This window comes from Pseudomonas sp. Fl4BN1, assembly GCF_009908285.1.
Lineage (GTDB): Bacteria > Pseudomonadota > Gammaproteobacteria > Pseudomonadales > Pseudomonadaceae > Aquipseudomonas.
Window position 1 is genome coordinate 16718 of sequence record NZ_JAAARM010000030.1, and the last position, 16756, is coordinate 33473.

The following is a 16756-nucleotide window of genomic DNA, read 5'->3' on the forward strand; positions in this document are numbered from 1 at the left end:
GCAGTTGCCGGTACGCACCCAGAGTCATCCCACTCGCCAGTGATCCCGCCGGCTTTCGCAGCGGATACGGGGCATCCAACCAAGGTCGTGGCCTGGGCAGTCGCAAGGAGCACTGGCGCAGACTTCGGGGTTTCCTGTCATCGTGGTTTCCTTAACTGACCTTGACCTGTCCGCTGCCATCCAGGCAGGCGGAAAAACTGACCTGACGCTTGATCCCGTCGACCTCAAGCGAGCCTTCAATGCTGAACGCCAACTTGAGCGGGTCATGATCACGCGGCAGGGAAACGACACGCACCTGACTGAGCCGCGGCTCGTAGGCCTCGATGAAATGCTCGATGGCCTGGCGGGCCTGGCTCAGGGCGTCGTGCAAGCTCAAGCGCATGTCGTTGAGATCGGGCAACCCGTAATCGGACAGCGTCTGCACGCTGCCCGCACGGGTGCTGAGCATCTTGCCCAGATGGGCAGCCACCGATGCCATCGCGCAGGCCTCGCGGCTCCAGCCGACGCGCTGGTCGGCCTCTGCGTTCAAGCGTTCAAACAGGCTGCCGTATCCGTTCATGAGCGGGCTCCCGGTTACTCTTTGTCCAGCTTGCCAACCAGAGAGAGGGTGAAATCAGCCCCCATGTACTTGAAGTGCGGGCGCACGTTCAGGCTGACGCGATACCAACCCGGCTCACCTTCCACATCGCTGACGATGATCTGTGCTGCACGCAGTGGCCGCCGGCCACGGACCTCGGAGCTTGGGTTTTCCTGGTCGGCAACGTATTGACGGATCCACTTGTTGAGTTCCAGCTCAAGATCGGTGCGCTCCTTCCACGAACCGAGTTGTTCGCGCTGCAGTACTTTCAGGTAATGAGCCAGACGGTTGACGATCATCATGTACGGCAGTTGGGTGCCGAGCTTGTAGTTCAACTCGGCGGTCTTGCCTTCAGCGCTGATGCCAAAGAATTTCGGCTTCTGTACCGAGTTGGCGGAAAAGAACGCCGCGTTGTCACTGCCCTTGCGCATGGTCAGGGAGATAAAGCCTTCCTCCGCCAGTTCGTACTCACGACGGTCTGAAACCAGGACTTCGGTGGGAATCTTGGTTTCGATTTCGCCCATGCTTTCGAAGTGGTGCAACGGCAGGTCTTCCACCGCGCCACCGCTCTGCGGGCCGATGATGTTCGGGCACCAGCGGAACTTGGCGAAGCTATCGGTCAGCTTGGTACCGAACGCATACGCGGTATTGCCCCACAGGTAGTGCTCGTGGTGATTGGCAACGGTTTCCTTGTAGACGAAGGACTTGACCGGGTTCTCCTCCGGGTCGTACGGGTTGCGCAGGAGGAAACGCGGCAAGGTCAGGGCGATGTAGCGCGCGTCTTCCGATTGACGGAAGCTCTGCCACTTGGCGAATTGCGGGCCTTCGAAATGGTCCTTCAGATCCTTCAGGTCCGGCAGGCCAGTGAAGCTTTCCAGGCCGAAGAAATCCGAACCGGCGGCGGCGATGAACGGCGCATGGGACATGCAGGAAACGCTGGACACGTACTGCATCAGTTTCACGTCAGGGGAGCTGGGCGACATGAAGTAGTTGGCGATGATCGCACCCACCGGCTGGCCACCGAACTGGCCGTACTCAGCGGTGTAGATGTGCTTGTAGAGGCCAGCCTGCATCACTTCCGGCGAATCTTCGAAGTCGTCCAACAGATCCTGCTTGGAGACGTTGAGGATTTCTATCTTGATGTTTTCACGGAAGTTTGTGCGATCCACCAGCAGTTGCAGGCCGCGCCACGCCGACTCCAGCGACTGGAAGCTCGGGTGGTGGAGAATCTCATCCATCTGGTGGCTGAGCTTGGCATCAATCTCGGCGATCATCCGATCAACCATGGCCTTCTTGACCGGCTCACCGCTGTTCTGCGGCTTGAGCAACTCCTCGATGAAGGCTGATACACCGCGCTTGGCGATGTTGTAGGCTTCGTCGTTCGGCGTCAGGCGGGTTTCGGCGATGATGCCGTCGAGAATGCTGTACTCGCCATTCTCATTGCTTTTCTGTTGTGCGGCACGGGTAGTCATGGGTGTTGGCTTCCTTGGCTGATTGGGTCAGGCGTCTGCGGCTGCGGCGTTCAGGCCCAGTTCGCCAAGTACACGAACGCGGGCTTCGTCGTCAGCGAGAACGCCTTCGATGGCTTTGCGAAATGCCGGGGCGTTACCCAGCGGTCCCTTGAGTGCCACCAAGGCATCGCGCAGCTCCATCAGTTTTTTCAGCTCGGGCACCTGCTCTACCAGGCTGGCCGGGTTGAAGTCCTTCATCGAACTGACCCGCAGGCTCACCGCCAGCTCATCGGTGTCACTGTTCTCCTGAAGACGGTTAGGCACGCTCAGCGTCAGGCTCAGCTCTTGCTTGGCCAACACTTCATCGAAGGTCATTTTGTCGATGCTGATCGGCTTGCGATCCTCTACCTTGCGCTCGTCCACACGCTGGGTGTAATCGCCTATCGCCAATAGCTTCAGCGGTAGCTCAATCTCCTCCTGAGCACCGCCGGTTGCGGGTTTGAAGGTGACGTTGATGCGTTCCTTGGGGGCTACCGAGCCTTCTTTGGCCATGGGTTTTCTCCTTGCGATGATTGGCCCTGGGGCCTATTCGAGTACCACTTCGAGATCGAGGTGGCACAGCCTGCGATAAATCTCTTCCTTGCGTTCTCGCACTGCGTGGTTCTGCGGCAACAACTCACAGCAGCTATACAGGAGGTGCAGCACTTCCAACGCAAGATCCGGCTCCCAGGCGTGCAGGCCCGAGCTTTGTAATTGTTGATCCAGGGTTTCCAGCTGGGTCTTGGCCAGCTCGTACTTCTTGGCGATGAAACACAGCCGCGCCAGGCTGAAATGCCAGAAGAACTTCACACGACCGCCTCGAGCGCTCTGCAAGCCCGGCTTGAGCACCTGAACCGCAGCCTTGAGACCATCCTTGCGCAGGATCGGCAAGACCTCTTCCAGGGCCTCTTCCCACACCGGCTGGCTGGCGCTGGCTTCGACCTGGCGCGGCGCACTGGTGCTGGACAGATGGGGCATGACATGGGCACTGATCCAGGCGCGAGTGGCTGGATCGGCAAAGGGGCTACCGTCGTGAAAGCGCAACTCGACCACACCTGGCAGGCGCTGCAGCAACAGCGCAAAGTGAAATTCGACTTCGCGCATCGCCTGGTCGGCGTTCAGCTCCTGCAGGCATTCCCAGACCAGGCGCTGCCCGTCGAACCAGAACGGTGCCCTGGCCAGGCTGGCCTCGAGTTCCAGCAGCAGATCGGCGAACTGCCCGCTGGCATAGCGTTCCTGGTAAGTCTTGAGCTTGTCCGCCGGGAGCCCGCGCAATGCCGTGACCTGCTCGGCATTGCGCTCGGGAACCGCGTCGATGGGTAACCACAGCATGGTGCGGTTAAGGCGCAAGGAGCGCATATCCGTGGACTTCTGCTTGAGCCACCAGGCGCATAGCGGCCGGGAGTGTTCCTGCAAGGCACGCAGGACCTTCTGCGCGTCCTTTTCATTGTCGATGGCAGACGCCGATGAGAAGAGCTGGGTCGCGGCCTGCTTGACCTGGGCCACCACCGCGCCCACCGCGCCGGATTCCGGCTGATGCTCGACGGTGCGCTGGATCATGCTCGACAGCCGTCGACAGATTGGCAGCAACAGGGGTGCGTCATCGCCGAGGTGCTGGGTCAGCACAGCGTCGAGTTTTTCCAGATTCAGCAGCAAACGGCGAAACAGCGGCAACTGCTCCTTGATCGCGATGTTCTCGCTGAAGACCTGCTCCAGTCGCGGCACCAGCCAACTGATGGCTGCACCCCGGGTACGCAGTTTACTGGGGTAGACCTCAAGCCAATGCTGCTCACACAAGCACTGCAGGAGGCCAGAACCGGCCAGCAGGCCAGAGAAGGACTCCCGCTGATACAACGCCCAGGTGAGCCAGGCCGCCACCCGCAGGTCCTTGGACTGCATGCGCAGCAGCGTCTCACTGCTTTCGAGCACTTTCAGCCAGTCGATCTGACCGCTTTCGTGCATGGACTGGGCTTTGCCCAACTCACTCTCAAGGGCCTCGTACTCGCTCGAAAAACGAACATCCGTGCCCGCAAAATCCCCTTTGGAAACAGAGGATTTGGCGAGCTCAAGATAATGAGCGGAGAGTTTATTTGAGTAGTTCATCCATGACCTGTTTAGAGCTTCCTGCTGAATAAGCAGCAAATGCGCTAAAAATATAACCGCTAAGCGACAAGTATTAACTTAAGAAAATTCCTAAACTGAGGGAAACAATTCCTTAATCAAGTCGACTTTCTTCCAAAAGTCTCCTCCGTGCTAAAATTTGTCGCCCTTATTCAGTTGATATACCTCGCTGTAATGCCAGGCCCAGACGGCTTTCAATGATGCGCCTGCGCAAATCAGTACGATACGTAGGAAGTAACGTCGAGCGGCTACAACCTCACCGGCGGACTGGCGCCAATACAGCAGCCAATGCTGCTCGCAGCTTGTACATGCACAAGAATCAATGATTCGTAACAGGGGGATTTGGCAGCGTCACAGCTTCAAGGTCCGCGCCGGATTCCGTTCAAGCTCTTGGGTATCAACCAGCGGGCATAGGAAAAGCGGATTAAATCAAACTCGATATTATTCAGCAGCAACTAACTACTTTGCGTCGGTCCATTCTGCGCAGCACATCCAGTAAAGCCCCGAGCAGAAACAAGGCGTATATCCAGCACTGGCCCATTGAATTCAAAGGAGTTTCTTCCACTGCAGAAAGTATTAGTCATGAGTTTGTTTTCAGCATTCATCAACAACAAACAGTTGAAAGTCCCAAGACAAGTTACTGAACTCTGCTCCTAACCACTTGAACATCACTTCAAACCGCGGACTACAGTTACACAGCTTCATCCCGCATCAGCGTCCATACCATCGAGTTCCTCTTCAAGTTCACACTCCCATCCTGAATCGCAATCGACTGCGTGCGCTTCCATCGAGCGCAGTCGCGCCCCCAGATCAAGCATGATGTCGTTGTTGATTAGCACCAACCGCGCTGAAAAACCCCACAAGCAACTCGCCTGCCGCGGGGCTTCCATGGCTGAAAAAGGACACTTCAGCTCAACTACCAGCCCCAGGCCTCGCCGCTGTAGCGCGTGATCTGCTTGGTTTCCAGGTAGTTGTTGTAGCCCCACTCACCCAGCTCGCGGCCGATACCGTTCTGCTTGTAACCGCCCCCAAGGGGCTTGGACAAAAGTCGCTTGCGAGCAATTGATCCAGGCAACCCCGGCGCGAAAACGCCGGGCAACCGATTCGCAGCGTGGAATATCACGGGACATGACGGCCGCTGCCAGGCCAAACGGCGAATCATTGGCCAAGCGTATCGCTTCGGCTTCGCTGTCGAATGCGCGCACCGACCCACTGCCACTCATCGCAATCTCCAAAACCGCTCGATCAATCAGTGGCGCCGCACAGTTAAGGGCAAAGGCGACGCGCGTCGCCTGCGCCAGCGCCAGCGATCTCTTCCGGTCGTGATGATTTTTTTAAGATCGCTGACAACCCAGCGGGCTTGCCATCTGAATGGCCACGCACATTCCCGAGCTTTCTCAGCGACAGCCACCAACCGTCCTCTCAATCACCCTTTACAACATGCGGAATAAGAAATAACGTATACGATATTCGCAAATCAGGGTTTTCAGGTGGCCTTGCATTGCGAGCGACTGCCCTCCCTGAAAGGAGGCACTTACAAAACGAATATTCGAGAGGTCACAATGAGCGACAACATCTTCACCGGCACCATTCCTGCACTCATGACCCCGTGCACCGCTGATCGCAAGCCAGACTTCGATAAGCTCGTGGCCAAAGGCCGCGAAATGATCGAACTCGGTATGAGCGCTGTGGTTTATTGCGGCTCGATGGGCGACTGGCCACTACTGAGTGAGGCGCAACGTCAGGAAGGCGTCAGCCGCCTGGTCGCTGCGGGGGTTCCGACCATTGTCGGGACTGGCGCCGTGAACTCTAAAGAAGCCGTTTCCCACGCTGCACATGCGGCCAAGGTCGGCGCCCATGGTTTGATGGTCATTCCCCGCGTGCTCTCCCGCGGCACTTCGCTTACCGCCCAGAAAGCCCACTTCGCTGCCATTCTCGAAGCTGCCCCCAACTTGCCGGCGGTGATCTACAACAGCCCGCACTATGGCTTCGCTACCCGTGCCGACCTGTTCTTCGAATTGCGCCGTCAATACCCAAGCCTGATCGGCTTCAAAGAGTTCGGCGGCGCTGTCGACATGCGTTACGCCGCTGAGCACATCACCTCCCAAGATGAGAACGTCATCCTGATGGCCGGCGTCGACACCCAAGTGTTCCACGGCTTCGTAAACTGCGGTGCCACCGGCGCTATCACCGGTATCGGCAACGCCTTGCCGCGTGAAATATTGCAACTGGTCGACCTGAGCCGGAAAGCCGCCAAAGGCAATGCCTGCGCCCGCCGCCAAGCCTTGGAGCTGGAGTCGGCCCTGGCCGTACTTTCCTCCTTCGACGAAGGCACCGACTTGGTGCTGTACTACAAGCATTTGATGGTGCTCAACGGCGACACGGAATACACCCTGCACTTCAACGAAACCGACGTGCTCAGCGATGCCCAGCGCAAGTACGTCGAAAACCAGTACGCACTGTTCCGTGAGTGGTACCGCAACTGGTCTGCAGAGCTGAACAAGGCCTGAGTCGCAAACGTCTATCAGAGGCGGCCCCTCCTGCGCGACCGCCCCGATCTACCGCGTGCCCCGCAATCCCTCGATGAACTGTTTTCATCCGGGGATTGAGCGGGCATAGCATCTTTTGATCCTCAGGAAGCCACATGAATCTGACAGGTGAAATGCTGATTGGCCAACAGGCCGTAAAGGGTACCCGTGAAGCAGTCTGGGCGATCAACCCGGCCACCAACGAGACTCTCGAGCCCCCCTACCTGGGCGGCACTCAAGAACACGTGGATCAGGCTTGCGGATTGGCGTGGGCGGCCTTCGATCGCTACCGTGAAACCTCGCCGGAGCTCCGGGCCGATTTCCTGCAGGCCATTGCTGATGAAATCGAAGCGCTCGGCGACACTCTGATCGAACGAGCCAGCGCTGAAACAGGCTTGCCGCGTGCGCGCATTCAAGGCGAACGTGGCCGCACCTGCAGCCAACTCAGAATGTTTGCGCGGACGGTGCGCGCGGGTGAATGGCTGGACGTTCGAGTCGATAATGCGTTGCCGGAACGTCAGCCCTTGCCGCGCCTGGACCTGCGTCAGCAGCACGTGGCACTGGGCCCGGTGGTGGTATTTGGCGCCAGCAATTTCCCCTTGGCATTCTCGGTGGCCGGTGGCGACACCGCCTCAGCCCTCGCTGCGGGTTGTCCGGTAGTGGTCAAAGCACACGGCGCACATCCTGGTACCAGTGAGCTCGTTGGTCGAGCCGTTCAGGCCGCGGTCAAGAAATGCAAACTGCCCGACGGAGTGTTCTCGTTGCTGTTCGGCGCAGGCCGCGAAGTAGGCTTGGCGCTGGTCAGCGACCGACGCATCAAGGCCGTTGGCTTCACCGGATCGCGCAGTGGCGGCATGGCCTTGTGCAAGGCTGCCCAGGCGCGCCATGAGCCCATTCCGGTGTACGCCGAAATGAGCTCAATCAATCCAGTGTTTTTGTTTTCAGCAGCCCTTGAGTCTCAGCACCAGCCTCTGGCGCAAGCGTTCGTCAGCTCCCTCAACCAGGGGGCCGGGCAGTTCTGCACCAATCCCGGGTTGGTTATCGCTGTCAAAGGAGCCGCCCTGGACGCGTTCACCGCCGCCGCTGCAAACGCAGTCATGTGCAGCCCCGCTCAAACCATGCTTACCCCGACCCTCTTCAATGCCTTTGAAGAGGGTGTCGGCGCGTTGCTTCAAAGCGCAAAAGCCGTCCTGGTTGCCGCCGGTTCGAAAGGTGATGGCCCCAACCAATGCCAGTCCCGCCTTTTCACGGCACAGGCCGCGGATTTTCTTCGTGAAGAACAGTTGCAGGTCGAAGTCTTCGGCGCAGCCTCGCTGATTGTGCAATGCGCTGACATGGCCGAGCTCCACCAGGTTGCCGAGCACCTGGAGGGTCAGTTGACCGCGACGATTCACATGGACGAAGGCGACCTTGAAGCTGTGAGAGGCCTGCTCCCGACCCTGGAGCGCAAAGCCGGTCGCATCCTGGTTAACAGCTGGCCAACAGGTGTCGAGGTGTGCGATGCGATGGTTCATGGTGGGCCGTTCCCCGCCACGTCCGATTCTCGCTCGACGTCTGTCGGCACCGCCGCAATCGCTCGCTTCCTTCGCCCGGTCTGCTACCAGAATTTGCCGGACGCTTTGTTGCCATCAGCGATCAGGGGCGATAATCCGCTAAAGCTCAGTCGCTTGGTCGACGGTCAGCGGGAACACTCGTAGAGAGCTACCGCTGCCAAAAAACCCACATCCCGCAAGCGCTGAGCTCCAAGGGGCGTTCAGCGCCTGCGGGATGCGTCTGGCCAGGACGATTGGAGCCCTGACACAGGCACTCTCAAGCCCTGTGAGTGTTAACGGGCAAAGGCAGGTGGACGCCAGAAATCTCGTATACCATATGCTGAATTCAATTAAAACGACTGCATACCGTGAACATACCTCGCCTCAACGCCCCGGACCTCGGCAACATACCTTCCACTTCGGAAATCATCACCCGGCATCTGCGCGACGCCATCGTTGCCGGGCAATTCGCCGAAGACGAACCTATTCGCCAAGACGATATCGCGCGCCAGTTCAACGTCAGCAAGATCCCGGTCCGCGAAGCACTCAAGCGCCTGGAAGCCGAAGGCCTGGTCATGTTCCAACGCAATCGTGGCGCCATGGTGACACGCATGTCGGAATCGGAACTGGCGCAAATGTTCGAAGTGCGCATGCTGCTCGAAGACAAGGCCCTGCGCTTGGCCATACCCAACATGACAGAAGCCACCTTTGCCCGCGCAGAACGCATTTGCCAGGAATTTATCGGCGAAAACAACGTGGGTCGCTGGGCCGAACTCAACTGGGAACTGCACGCGTGTCTCTACGAGCCCGCGCAACGCCCCTTCCTGATCAGCATGATCCGCTCAGTCAACGACAAACTGGAACGCTACCTGCGCATGCAAATGAGCCTGTCAGCAGGCAAGGAGCGGGCCGACCATGAGCACCACGAAATCCTCCAGGCATGTCGAGACGGCGATGTAGAGCGGGCTGCGGGCCTGCTTGACGAACACATTGCCGGGGTGTGTAAAACCTTGTTCGAGCACTTGCCATCGGCCAAGCCCTGATTCAACCGACTGTGCTAATTTCGTCATCCACGACTGACAAATACATCAAGCCGACACACCGCGGTACAGGCCACTCTTTCGTCTACCAATCTGAACGGACGTGGCCTTCTGATGAAACGTATTACCGTGATCGACTCTCACACTGGCGGCGAACCGACCCGCCTGGTAACTGACGGCTTTCCTGACCTGGGCAACGGCAGCATGGCAGAGCGCCGGCAGCGGCTGGCCGAACAGTACGATCCATGGCGCGCCACCTGCATGCTCGAACCCCGTGGCAGCGATGTACTGGTCGGCGCCCTGCTCTGCGAACCGGTAGATCCAAGCGCCTGTGCCGGTGTCATATTTTTCAACAACAGCGGCTATTTGGGCATGTGTGGCCACGGCACCATCGGCCTGGTGGTATCGCTGGCGCACCTGGGCAAGATCGGCCCTGGCGTTCACCGTATTGAAACGCCGGTCGGCACCGTGCAAGCCACCTTGCATGAAGATCGGTCGGTGAGCGTGCGTAATGTACCCGCCTATCGCTATAGAAAAGCCGTGACCGTCGAGGTGCCCGGAGTGGGCCTGGTCGTCGGGGATATTGCCTGGGGCGGCAATTGGTTCTTTCTGATCGCCGACCATGGGCTGGCCGTGGCCAGTCATAATCTCGAGGCCTTGACCACCTACACCTGCGCCGTACAACACGCCCTGCAGACCCAAAGCATTCGCGGCGAAGACGGTGGGCTGATCGATCATATCGAGCTGTTCGCCGACGACGAGCACGCCGATAGCCGCAACTTCGTACTCTGCCCAGGCAAGGCCTATGACCGCTCCCCCTGCGGGACAGGTACCAGCGCCAAACTGGCATGCCTGGCCGCCGACGGTAAATTGCAGGCCGGGCAGATCTGGCGCCAGGCCAGCGTGATCGGTAGCGAATTCGAAGGCTCCTACGAACACCTGGGGGATCGGATTGTGCCAACCATTCGTGGACGTGCCCATATCAGCGCCGAAGCCACCCTGGTGATTGAACAGGATGATCCTTTCGCCTGGGGCATTCACCTGTGACCCCAACAGCGGTCGCCGACATCATCGTGATCGGTGCAGGTATCATCGGCGCGGCCTGCGCCCAGGGCCTGGCGCGCCGTGGCCTGAGCGTGCTGGTACTGGATGCCGGCCTGTCCGGCGCCACGGCGGCCGGCATGGGCCATCTGTTGGTACTCGATGACAACCCGGCTGAATTGGCCTTGAGCCAATACTCGCTGCAACGTTGGCGCGATGCCGCCAGCGAGTTGCCTGACGACTGCGCTTACCGCAGCAACGGTACGCTCTGGCTCGCGGCCAACCCGGAAGAAATGGCGGTTGCCCAAAGCAAATACAACAACCTGAAAGCCCACGGTGTCCGCTGCGAACTGGTCGGTCGCCAGAGCCTGCGCGAACGTGAGCCGCACTTACGCGAAGGCCTGGAAGGCGGCCTGCTGATAAACGGCGATGGCATTCTTTATGCGCCGGCAACGGCCCGCTGGATGCTCGACACCCCGAACATCCGCCAGCGTAAGGCGCAAGTTGTCGAAGTCGATGGCAACCGGGTCAAGCTCGAGGACGGCCAGTGGCTCAGCGCGCAAGCGGTGGTGATGGCCAATGGCATTCAGGCGAATGATCTGTGCCCGGAGCTACCGATCGAACCGAAAAAAGGCCACCTGCTGATCACCGACCGTTATCCCGGGACGGTGACACATACCCTCGTCGAACTGGGCTATGTCACCAGCGCCCACACCACCAGTGGCCCATCGACAGCCTGCAATATTCAGCCGCGGCCCACCGGCCAGCTCTTTATCGGTGCCTCACGACAATTCGGCACCGTGGCCCCTGAGGTCGAGAGCTGGATGTTGGCCAAGATGCTCAAGCGTGCTGCCGAGTACATGCCGGCGCTTGCACAACTCAATGGCATTCGCGCCTGGACCGGCTTTCGTGCCGCCAGCCCCGATGGCCTGCCCCTGGTTGGCCCGCATCCGCAGCGCAAGGGCTTGTGGCTGGCAGTCGGGCATGAAGGTCTTGGCGTAACGACGGCACCGGGCACCGCTGATTTGCTGGTCGCGCAATTGTTCGATGAGGCCCCGCCTTTGCCCCCACAACCGTATCTGCCCCACCGTTATCTGGGAGAAGCCCTGTATGCCTGAATTGTTCCTGGACGGTCGCAAGCTGCGCGTCGCCGATGGTACCAGCGTCGCCGCAGCGCTGGCGTTGAATGACGATGGCTGCTGCCGGACTTCGGTCAGCGGCCAGCGCCGCGCACCGTTGTGCGGCATGGGTATCTGCCAGGAGTGTCGAGTCAGCATCGACGGTTTCCGGCGCCTGGCCTGCCAGACCTTGTGCCGTGATGACATGCGCGTGGAGACCCGGTCATGAACGAAGACACGCAACTGCTGATTATCGGCAGCGGCCCAGCGGGTATGGCAGCAGCCATTGCTGCCGCCCCCTATGCCACGCAGATTGTATTGGTTGACGACAACCCCTTTACCGGCGGGCAAATCTGGCGCGATGGGCCACAAGCCAGTCTACCGGACCAGGCACGTGAACTACGTGAGCGCTTGCTGGCCTGCACCAACGTCCGCCTCCACAGCGGTACCCGGGTGATTGCCAGTGCGGGTCCCAAGTCCCTGCTGTTGGAGAACGCCGAGCGTGGCTGGCAGATCAACTATGACCGCCTGATTCTGTGCACCGGTGCGCGGGAATTACTTCTGCCGTTTCCAGGCTGGACCCTGCCCGGTGTCACCGGCGCCGGCGGCCTGCAGGCCTTGATCAAGAGCGGCCTGACGGTGCATGAGCAACGTATCGTGATTGCCGGTAGCGGGCCTCTACTCTTGGCCAGCGCCGCCACGGCGAAGAAAAACGCAGCCAAGGTGCTGCGCATTGCCGAACAGGCATCGCTGGGCGCGATCGCCCGGTTTGCCTCGCAACTGCCCCGCTGGCCCCACAAGCTTGTGCAGTCATTCAACCTGTTCGACCGCCACTACCGCCCGCAGAGCCACGTTCTCGCTGCACTGGGCAATGGCCGGCTGGAGGCAGTGCGCCTGCTACAGCAGGGCAAGATAGTCGAAATCGACTGTGACCGGCTGGCCTGCGGATTTGGTCTGATCCCCAATAGCCAACTCGGCCAGGCACTGGGTTACGAACTGGCGGGACAAGCCATCGCCGTCGATGCCTGGCAAGCCGGCAGCCGCCCTGACCATTACGCCGCCGGCGAATGCACGGGCTTTGGCGGCAGCGAACTGGCACTGGTCGAAGGGGCAATTGCCGGATATGCAGCGGTCGGCGAGCTTGACCTCGCCAAGCGACTTTGGCCGCGCCGGGCACGCTGGCAAGGATTTGCCGATGCATTGAACCAGGCTTTTACCCTGACACCTGGACTAAAAACGCTCGCCGAACCCGATACCCTGGTCTGCCGATGCGAAGACGTTGCCTATTCCGCACTGGCTGGGCATGACAACTGGCGCGAAGCCAAACTCGCCAGCCGCTGTGGCATGGGCGCCTGCCAGGGGCGGATTTGTGGTGGCGCGGTCCATCACCTGTTCGGCTGGCAACCCTCAGCGCCACGTCCCCCCTTTAGCCCCGCACGCATCGAAACCCTGATGTGCCTGGACGACACTCCCCTGCCTGAATCGCTTTCGCCAATCTATTCATAACGAGTTCGCACGCACCATCAGCCTTGCCGCGCGGGTGACCAAGGCCAGCGTATCTGTCGCCCAACTGGAGCGTCACGGCAAGGAAGTCTTTCAACTCACGCCCCGGCAACAGATTCATCAAGCACGCCTTGCAGAGGCGTCTCGACTGTTGCTGGAGCACGAGCTCGCCATCACCGAGATTGCCCTGCGTTGCGGTTACACCAATCACAGTGCCTTCAGCCGGCAAGCTTCTGCGTTGACCGAGCGCTCCCCGAGCCCCTATCGCAAAACCAATCGCACCCCGCGGTAGCACCCCGCGTTCCCGTTTGGAGGCACCAACTAACGCTACTGCTCCCTTATGTAACATTACCTCGCACAGTTTCGAGCCGGAACAATACCGCGGTCGCGTGCCCAGCGGCCCGAAGGCATGCCCCACAACGATCCAGAAATATTTGCAGAGCCTGCCAGGGAATAGGCATGCCGATTGCTTATTTAATATCGTATACGAAATTCACAATACGATATTCAAAGACCATTACGACACGAGGCACTCATGAAACATTCGATCCTTGCCGTATCCCTCACCGCTGTTCTGGGCTCCACCATTATGAGCACCGCCCACGCCGACAAGCTCGACGACATCATCAGCTCCGGCAAGCTGCGTTGCGCGGTGACGCTGGACTTCCCTCCGATGGGTTTTCGCGATGCCAGCAACAGCCCGGCCGGGTTCGATGTGGACTACTGCCATGATTTGGCAAAGGTGCTTGGGGTTGATGCCGAAGTGGTCGAAACGCCCTTTCCCGACCGCATTCCCGCATTGGTATCAGGCCGTGCCGACGTCATCGTGGCGTCCACCTCAGACACCCTTGAGCGCGCCAAAACGGTCGGGCTGACCGTGCCCTACTTTGCCTTCCAGATGGTCGTGCTGACTCGCGATGACACCGGCATCAACAGCTTCAACGACATCAAGGGCAAAGCCATGGGCAATACCAGTGGCACCTACGAAGCCATCGCGCTGGAAAAAGACGTGAAGAGCTGGGGCAACGGTAGTTTCCGCGCCTACCAATCGCAAAGCGACACCATCCTGGCCGTCGCCCAAGGCCATATCGATGCCACGGTGGTGACCAATACCGTCGCCGCCGCCACCTTGAAATCCGGTAAGTACAAGAACCTGAAGGTCGCCGGCAATGCCCCGTATGTGGTCGATTTCGTTTCGTTGGGCGCCAAGCGCAATGAGTATGGCCTGATCAACTACCTCAATCTGTTCATCAACCAACAAGTGCGCACTGGCCGTTACCAGGAACTGTTCGCTAAATGGGTCGGGACCGAGATTGCTCCGACCGAGTTGACCGTACCGCACGTCTACTACTGAGCAAGGTGTCCGGTATGCCAAGTACTCCCATGACGCTGACCGGTCGCCCCTTGGTCGGTGGTGCTGCACAAGGTGCACTGTTATTTGCCGATGTCGGTCTGAGCTTCTGGGGTGGCGTCGATCCCGTCAGTGGCGAAGTCATTGATCGCCATCATCCGCTCAGCGGGCAGCATATGGCCGGTCGCGTGCTGGCCATCCCCAGCGGTCGCGGCTCATGCACAGGCAGCAGCGTCCTGATGGAGTTGATCAGCAATGGTCATGCACCGGCCGCACTGGTGCTGGCGGATGTCGATGAAATTCTGACCCTTGGCGTGCTCGTGGCTCACACCCTGTTTGAACGTTCCCTGCCGGTGTTGTGCATCGGCAGGGAAGCCTTCGGCGCACTGCGCGGTGCGGCGTTCGCCCGGGTGGAGGGGCAGGCGCTGACGTTATTCGAGCACGCCCCCGACAGCGACTGCCAAGCGAGCAACACACTGGCCGAACCAGTGCCTGGCGCGTCACTGGAGCTGAGCGCTGAAGACCAGGCGCAGCTCGACGGCCAGCATGGCAAGGCCGCCCAAGTAGCCATGCAACTGGTGGTGCGCATGGCCGAACTGCAAGGCGCTAGCAGCCTGGTCACTATCAGCCAGGCGCACATCGATGGCTGCATTTATACCGGGCCCGCCAGCCTGCAGTTTGCCGAGCAGTTGGTTAAGTGGGGAGCTCGCGTACGCGTGCCAACCACCCTCAACTCGATATCCGTTGATCAGCGCCGCTGGCGTGAGTTGGGCGTCGACCCGGCACTTGGCGAACCTGCCAGTGCGCTGGGGGATGCCTACATGGCCATGGGTGCGCAACTGAGCTACACCTGCGCACCGTACCTGCTCGACAGCGCCCCCAAGGCCGGAGAACAGATCGTCTGGGCCGAATCCAATGCCGTGGTCTATGCCAACAGCGTGTTGGGGGCACACACCCAGAAATACCCGGATTACCTGGATATATGTATTGCCCTGACTGGCCGGGCACCCCTGGCTGGCTGCCACCTGCAAGCCCAACGCAAGGCCCGGATGATTGTCGAAGTGCCGCCGCTGGAGGATCTGGACGACGCCTTCTACCCACTGCTGGGCTATCACATCGGTGCCCTGGCAGGCTCCCGAATCCCGCTGGTGCTGGGGCTGCAAAGCGCCTCCCCGAGCCTGGACGACTTGAAAGCCTTCGGTGCGGCATTTGCCACCACGTCGGCCGCGCCCTTGTTTCATATCGGCGGAGTCACCCCGGAGGCGCTGGAGCCCGCGCACGTGCTGGCGCCTGGGAACGCGCCCGAGGTTATCCGCATTCGCCTTGAGCACCTGTATGACGCCTGGTGCGAGCTCAACAGTGCCAACGACCCGCATGTGGACATTGTCTCGCTGGGCAATCCGCATTTTTCACTGAGTGAGTTTGCTCAGCTGGCACACCTCTGCCACGGCCGACGCAAACACCCTGACATGGTGCTGGCGATCACCTGTGGGCGGGCCGTACTGGAGCAGGCCCGAGACGCGGGATACCTGGACGTGCTTGAACGCTTCGGCGCGACCCTGATCACCGATACCTGCTGGTGCATGGTCGGTGAGCCGGTGATGCCACCGGGGGCCCGTACGCTCATGACCAACTCGGGCAAGTACGCCCATTACGCGCCGGGGCTGGTGGGGCGCCTGGTGCACTTCGCAAGCCTTGCCGAATGTGTCGACAGCGCCTGCACCACCACGGCCAGCGGCCGCCTGCCACGTTGGCTGCAACCTGCCATTCAACAGGAGAAACCTGCGCATGTTTGATTACACCTTCCAGTGGCGCTCAGCGCTGCGTGCGCTGCCAGACATGCTCGCTGGGGCCTGGGTCACGTTCGAGACCGCGGCCTTGTCGATGATTCTCGGGGTGCTGATTGCCCTGGCCTTGACGGTGATGCGTGAAGCCCCGCAACCGCTGATCCGCGGCTTTGCCAATGGCTGGGTATCGATCGCCCGCAATACGCCTTCTCTGTTCCAGATCTACATCCTGTACTTCGGCCTCGGTTCGCTGGGGCTGCACGTCAGCTCATGGCTGGCCTTGCTGGCCGGTATCACCTTCAACAATGCCGGTTACCTGGCGGAGAACTTTCGCGGTGGCCTGAAGGCCGTTCCCAGCACCCAAATGCGCGCCGCCCGTTCGCTGGGCATGAGCGCTTTTCAGACGTACCGGATGATCATCGTTCCGCAGCTGCTCCGGGTGGTGTTCTATCCCTTGAGCAACCAGATGGTCTGGGCAGTGCTGATGACGTCGCTGGGGGTGATCGTCGGGCTGAACAACGACCTCACCGGCGTGACCCAGGACTTCAACGTCAAAACGTTCCGGACCTTTGAATATTTCGCGCTCGCGGCGGTTCTGTATTACCTGATCGCCAAGTCGATCGTCGCGGTAGCCCGGCTCATGGCCTGGCGGCTGTTCCGCTATTGAG

14 protein-coding genes and 2 pseudogenes are annotated in these 16756 nt (G+C 60.0%); 11 read left to right on the forward strand and 5 right to left on the reverse strand.

Annotation, left to right across the window (positions count from 1 at the left end; translation table 11 throughout):
* Positions 1-151 precede the first annotated feature (151 nt).
* The 5 genes and pseudogenes from tssE to GV818_RS25940 form a co-directional block, all read right to left on the reverse strand.
* Entirely contained in the window at positions 152-559 is a 408-nt protein-coding gene (gene tssE / locus GV818_RS25920) for a type VI secretion system baseplate subunit TssE (protein WP_161759329.1), read from the reverse strand.
* A gap of 14 nt (positions 560-573) precedes the next feature.
* A complete protein-coding gene (tssC, locus tag GV818_RS25925) occupies positions 574-2049 on the reverse strand; it encodes a type VI secretion system contractile sheath large subunit (RefSeq protein ID WP_161759330.1) in 1476 nt (491 codons plus the stop codon).
* A 27-nt stretch (positions 2050-2076) separates the two neighbouring features.
* A complete protein-coding gene (gene tssB, locus GV818_RS25930) occupies positions 2077-2580 on the reverse strand; it encodes a type VI secretion system contractile sheath small subunit (protein ID WP_161759331.1) in 504 nt (167 codons plus the stop codon).
* A 33-nt stretch (positions 2581-2613) separates the two neighbouring features.
* Positions 2614-4170: a type VI secretion system protein TssA gene (gene tssA / locus GV818_RS25935; RefSeq protein WP_161777875.1), complete on the reverse strand. Its 1557-nt coding sequence runs from the start codon at positions 4168-4170 to the stop codon at positions 2614-2616.
* 934 nt (positions 4171-5104) lie between these two features.
* A pseudogene (locus GV818_RS25940) lies at positions 5105-5393 on the reverse strand (aldehyde dehydrogenase family protein); the annotation flags it as partial.
* Positions 5394-5750: 357 nt separating this feature from the next.
* Here GV818_RS25940 and GV818_RS25945 point away from each other — a divergent pair.
* From GV818_RS25945 to GV818_RS25995, 11 genes and pseudogenes are all read left to right on the forward strand, one after another.
* Positions 5751-6698 (forward strand): dihydrodipicolinate synthase family protein, encoded by a 948-nt coding sequence (locus GV818_RS25945; RefSeq protein WP_161777876.1) that lies wholly within the window; start codon positions 5751-5753, stop codon positions 6696-6698.
* Between the two features lie 134 nt (positions 6699-6832).
* Positions 6833-8413 carry an aldehyde dehydrogenase (NADP(+)) gene (locus GV818_RS25950; protein ID WP_161777877.1) on the forward strand — a complete coding sequence of 527 codons (1581 nt, stop codon included), beginning with the start codon at positions 6833-6835 and terminating at the stop codon, positions 8411-8413.
* Positions 8414-8616: 203 nt separating this feature from the next.
* Complete coding sequence (locus GV818_RS25955) at positions 8617-9291, forward strand: GntR family transcriptional regulator (protein ID WP_161777878.1); 675 nt, start codon at positions 8617-8619, stop codon at positions 9289-9291.
* Positions 9292-9402: 111 nt separating this feature from the next.
* A complete protein-coding gene (locus GV818_RS25960) occupies positions 9403-10335 on the forward strand; it encodes a 4-hydroxyproline epimerase (protein ID WP_161777879.1) in 933 nt (310 codons plus the stop codon).
* Positions 10332-11447: an NAD(P)/FAD-dependent oxidoreductase gene (locus GV818_RS25965; RefSeq protein WP_161777880.1), complete on the forward strand. Its 1116-nt coding sequence runs from the start codon at positions 10332-10334 to the stop codon at positions 11445-11447. The genes GV818_RS25960 and GV818_RS25965 overlap by 4 nt, the downstream gene beginning before the upstream one ends.
* On the forward strand, positions 11440-11676 hold the full coding sequence (locus GV818_RS25970) for a (2Fe-2S)-binding protein (RefSeq protein ID WP_161777881.1): 237 nt from the start codon (positions 11440-11442) through the stop codon (positions 11674-11676). Before GV818_RS25965 ends, GV818_RS25970 begins: the two co-directional genes overlap by 8 nt.
* The gene (locus GV818_RS25975) at positions 11673-12953 is read left to right on the forward strand and encodes an NAD(P)/FAD-dependent oxidoreductase (RefSeq protein WP_161777882.1); all 1281 of its coding nucleotides are present in this window, start codon (positions 11673-11675) and stop codon (positions 12951-12953) included. The genes GV818_RS25970 and GV818_RS25975 overlap by 4 nt, the downstream gene beginning before the upstream one ends.
* Positions 12946-13242: pseudogene (locus GV818_RS25980) on the forward strand (helix-turn-helix domain-containing protein); the annotation flags it as partial. The gene GV818_RS25975 and the pseudogene GV818_RS25980, both read left to right, overlap by 8 nt.
* A gap of 243 nt (positions 13243-13485) precedes the next feature.
* Positions 13486-14304, forward strand: a complete 819-nt coding sequence (locus GV818_RS25985) for an ABC transporter substrate-binding protein (RefSeq protein ID WP_161759341.1) — start codon at positions 13486-13488, stop codon at positions 14302-14304.
* A 14-nt stretch (positions 14305-14318) separates the two neighbouring features.
* Positions 14319-16097, forward strand: a complete 1779-nt coding sequence (gene lhpI / locus GV818_RS25990; RefSeq protein ID WP_161777883.1) for a cis-3-hydroxy-L-proline dehydratase — start codon at positions 14319-14321, stop codon at positions 16095-16097.
* Positions 16090-16755, forward strand: a complete 666-nt coding sequence (locus GV818_RS25995) for an amino acid ABC transporter permease (RefSeq protein WP_161759343.1) — start codon at positions 16090-16092, stop codon at positions 16753-16755. The genes lhpI and GV818_RS25995 overlap by 8 nt, the downstream gene beginning before the upstream one ends.
* Position 16756 lies beyond the last annotated feature (1 nt).

Bases quoted from the DNA above. Each gene is read 5' to 3' on its own strand.
- tssE (WP_161759329.1), bottom strand. From the start codon at position 559: ATGAACGGATACGGCAGCCTGTTTGAACGCTTGAACGCAGAGGCCGAC.
- tssC (WP_161759330.1), bottom strand. From the start codon at position 2,049: ATGACTACCCGTGCCGCACAACAGAAAAGCAATGAGAATGGCGAGTAC.
- tssB (WP_161759331.1), bottom strand. From the start codon at position 2,580: ATGGCCAAAGAAGGCTCGGTAGCCCCCAAGGAACGCATCAACGTCACC.
- tssA (WP_161777875.1), bottom strand. From the start codon at position 4,170: ATGAACTACTCAAATAAACTCTCCGCTCATTATCTTGAGCTCGCCAAA.
- GV818_RS25945 (WP_161777876.1), top strand. From the start codon at position 5,751: ATGAGCGACAACATCTTCACCGGCACCATTCCTGCACTCATGACCCCG.
- GV818_RS25950 (WP_161777877.1), top strand. From the start codon at position 6,833: ATGAATCTGACAGGTGAAATGCTGATTGGCCAACAGGCCGTAAAGGGT.
- GV818_RS25960 (WP_161777879.1), top strand. From the start codon at position 9,403: ATGAAACGTATTACCGTGATCGACTCTCACACTGGCGGCGAACCGACC.
- GV818_RS25970 (WP_161777881.1), top strand. From the start codon at position 11,440: ATGCCTGAATTGTTCCTGGACGGTCGCAAGCTGCGCGTCGCCGATGGT.
- GV818_RS25975 (WP_161777882.1), top strand. From the start codon at position 11,673: ATGAACGAAGACACGCAACTGCTGATTATCGGCAGCGGCCCAGCGGGT.
- GV818_RS25985 (WP_161759341.1), top strand. From the start codon at position 13,486: ATGAAACATTCGATCCTTGCCGTATCCCTCACCGCTGTTCTGGGCTCC.
- lhpI (WP_161777883.1), top strand. From the start codon at position 14,319: ATGCCAAGTACTCCCATGACGCTGACCGGTCGCCCCTTGGTCGGTGGT.
- GV818_RS25995 (WP_161759343.1), top strand. From the start codon at position 16,090: ATGTTTGATTACACCTTCCAGTGGCGCTCAGCGCTGCGTGCGCTGCCA.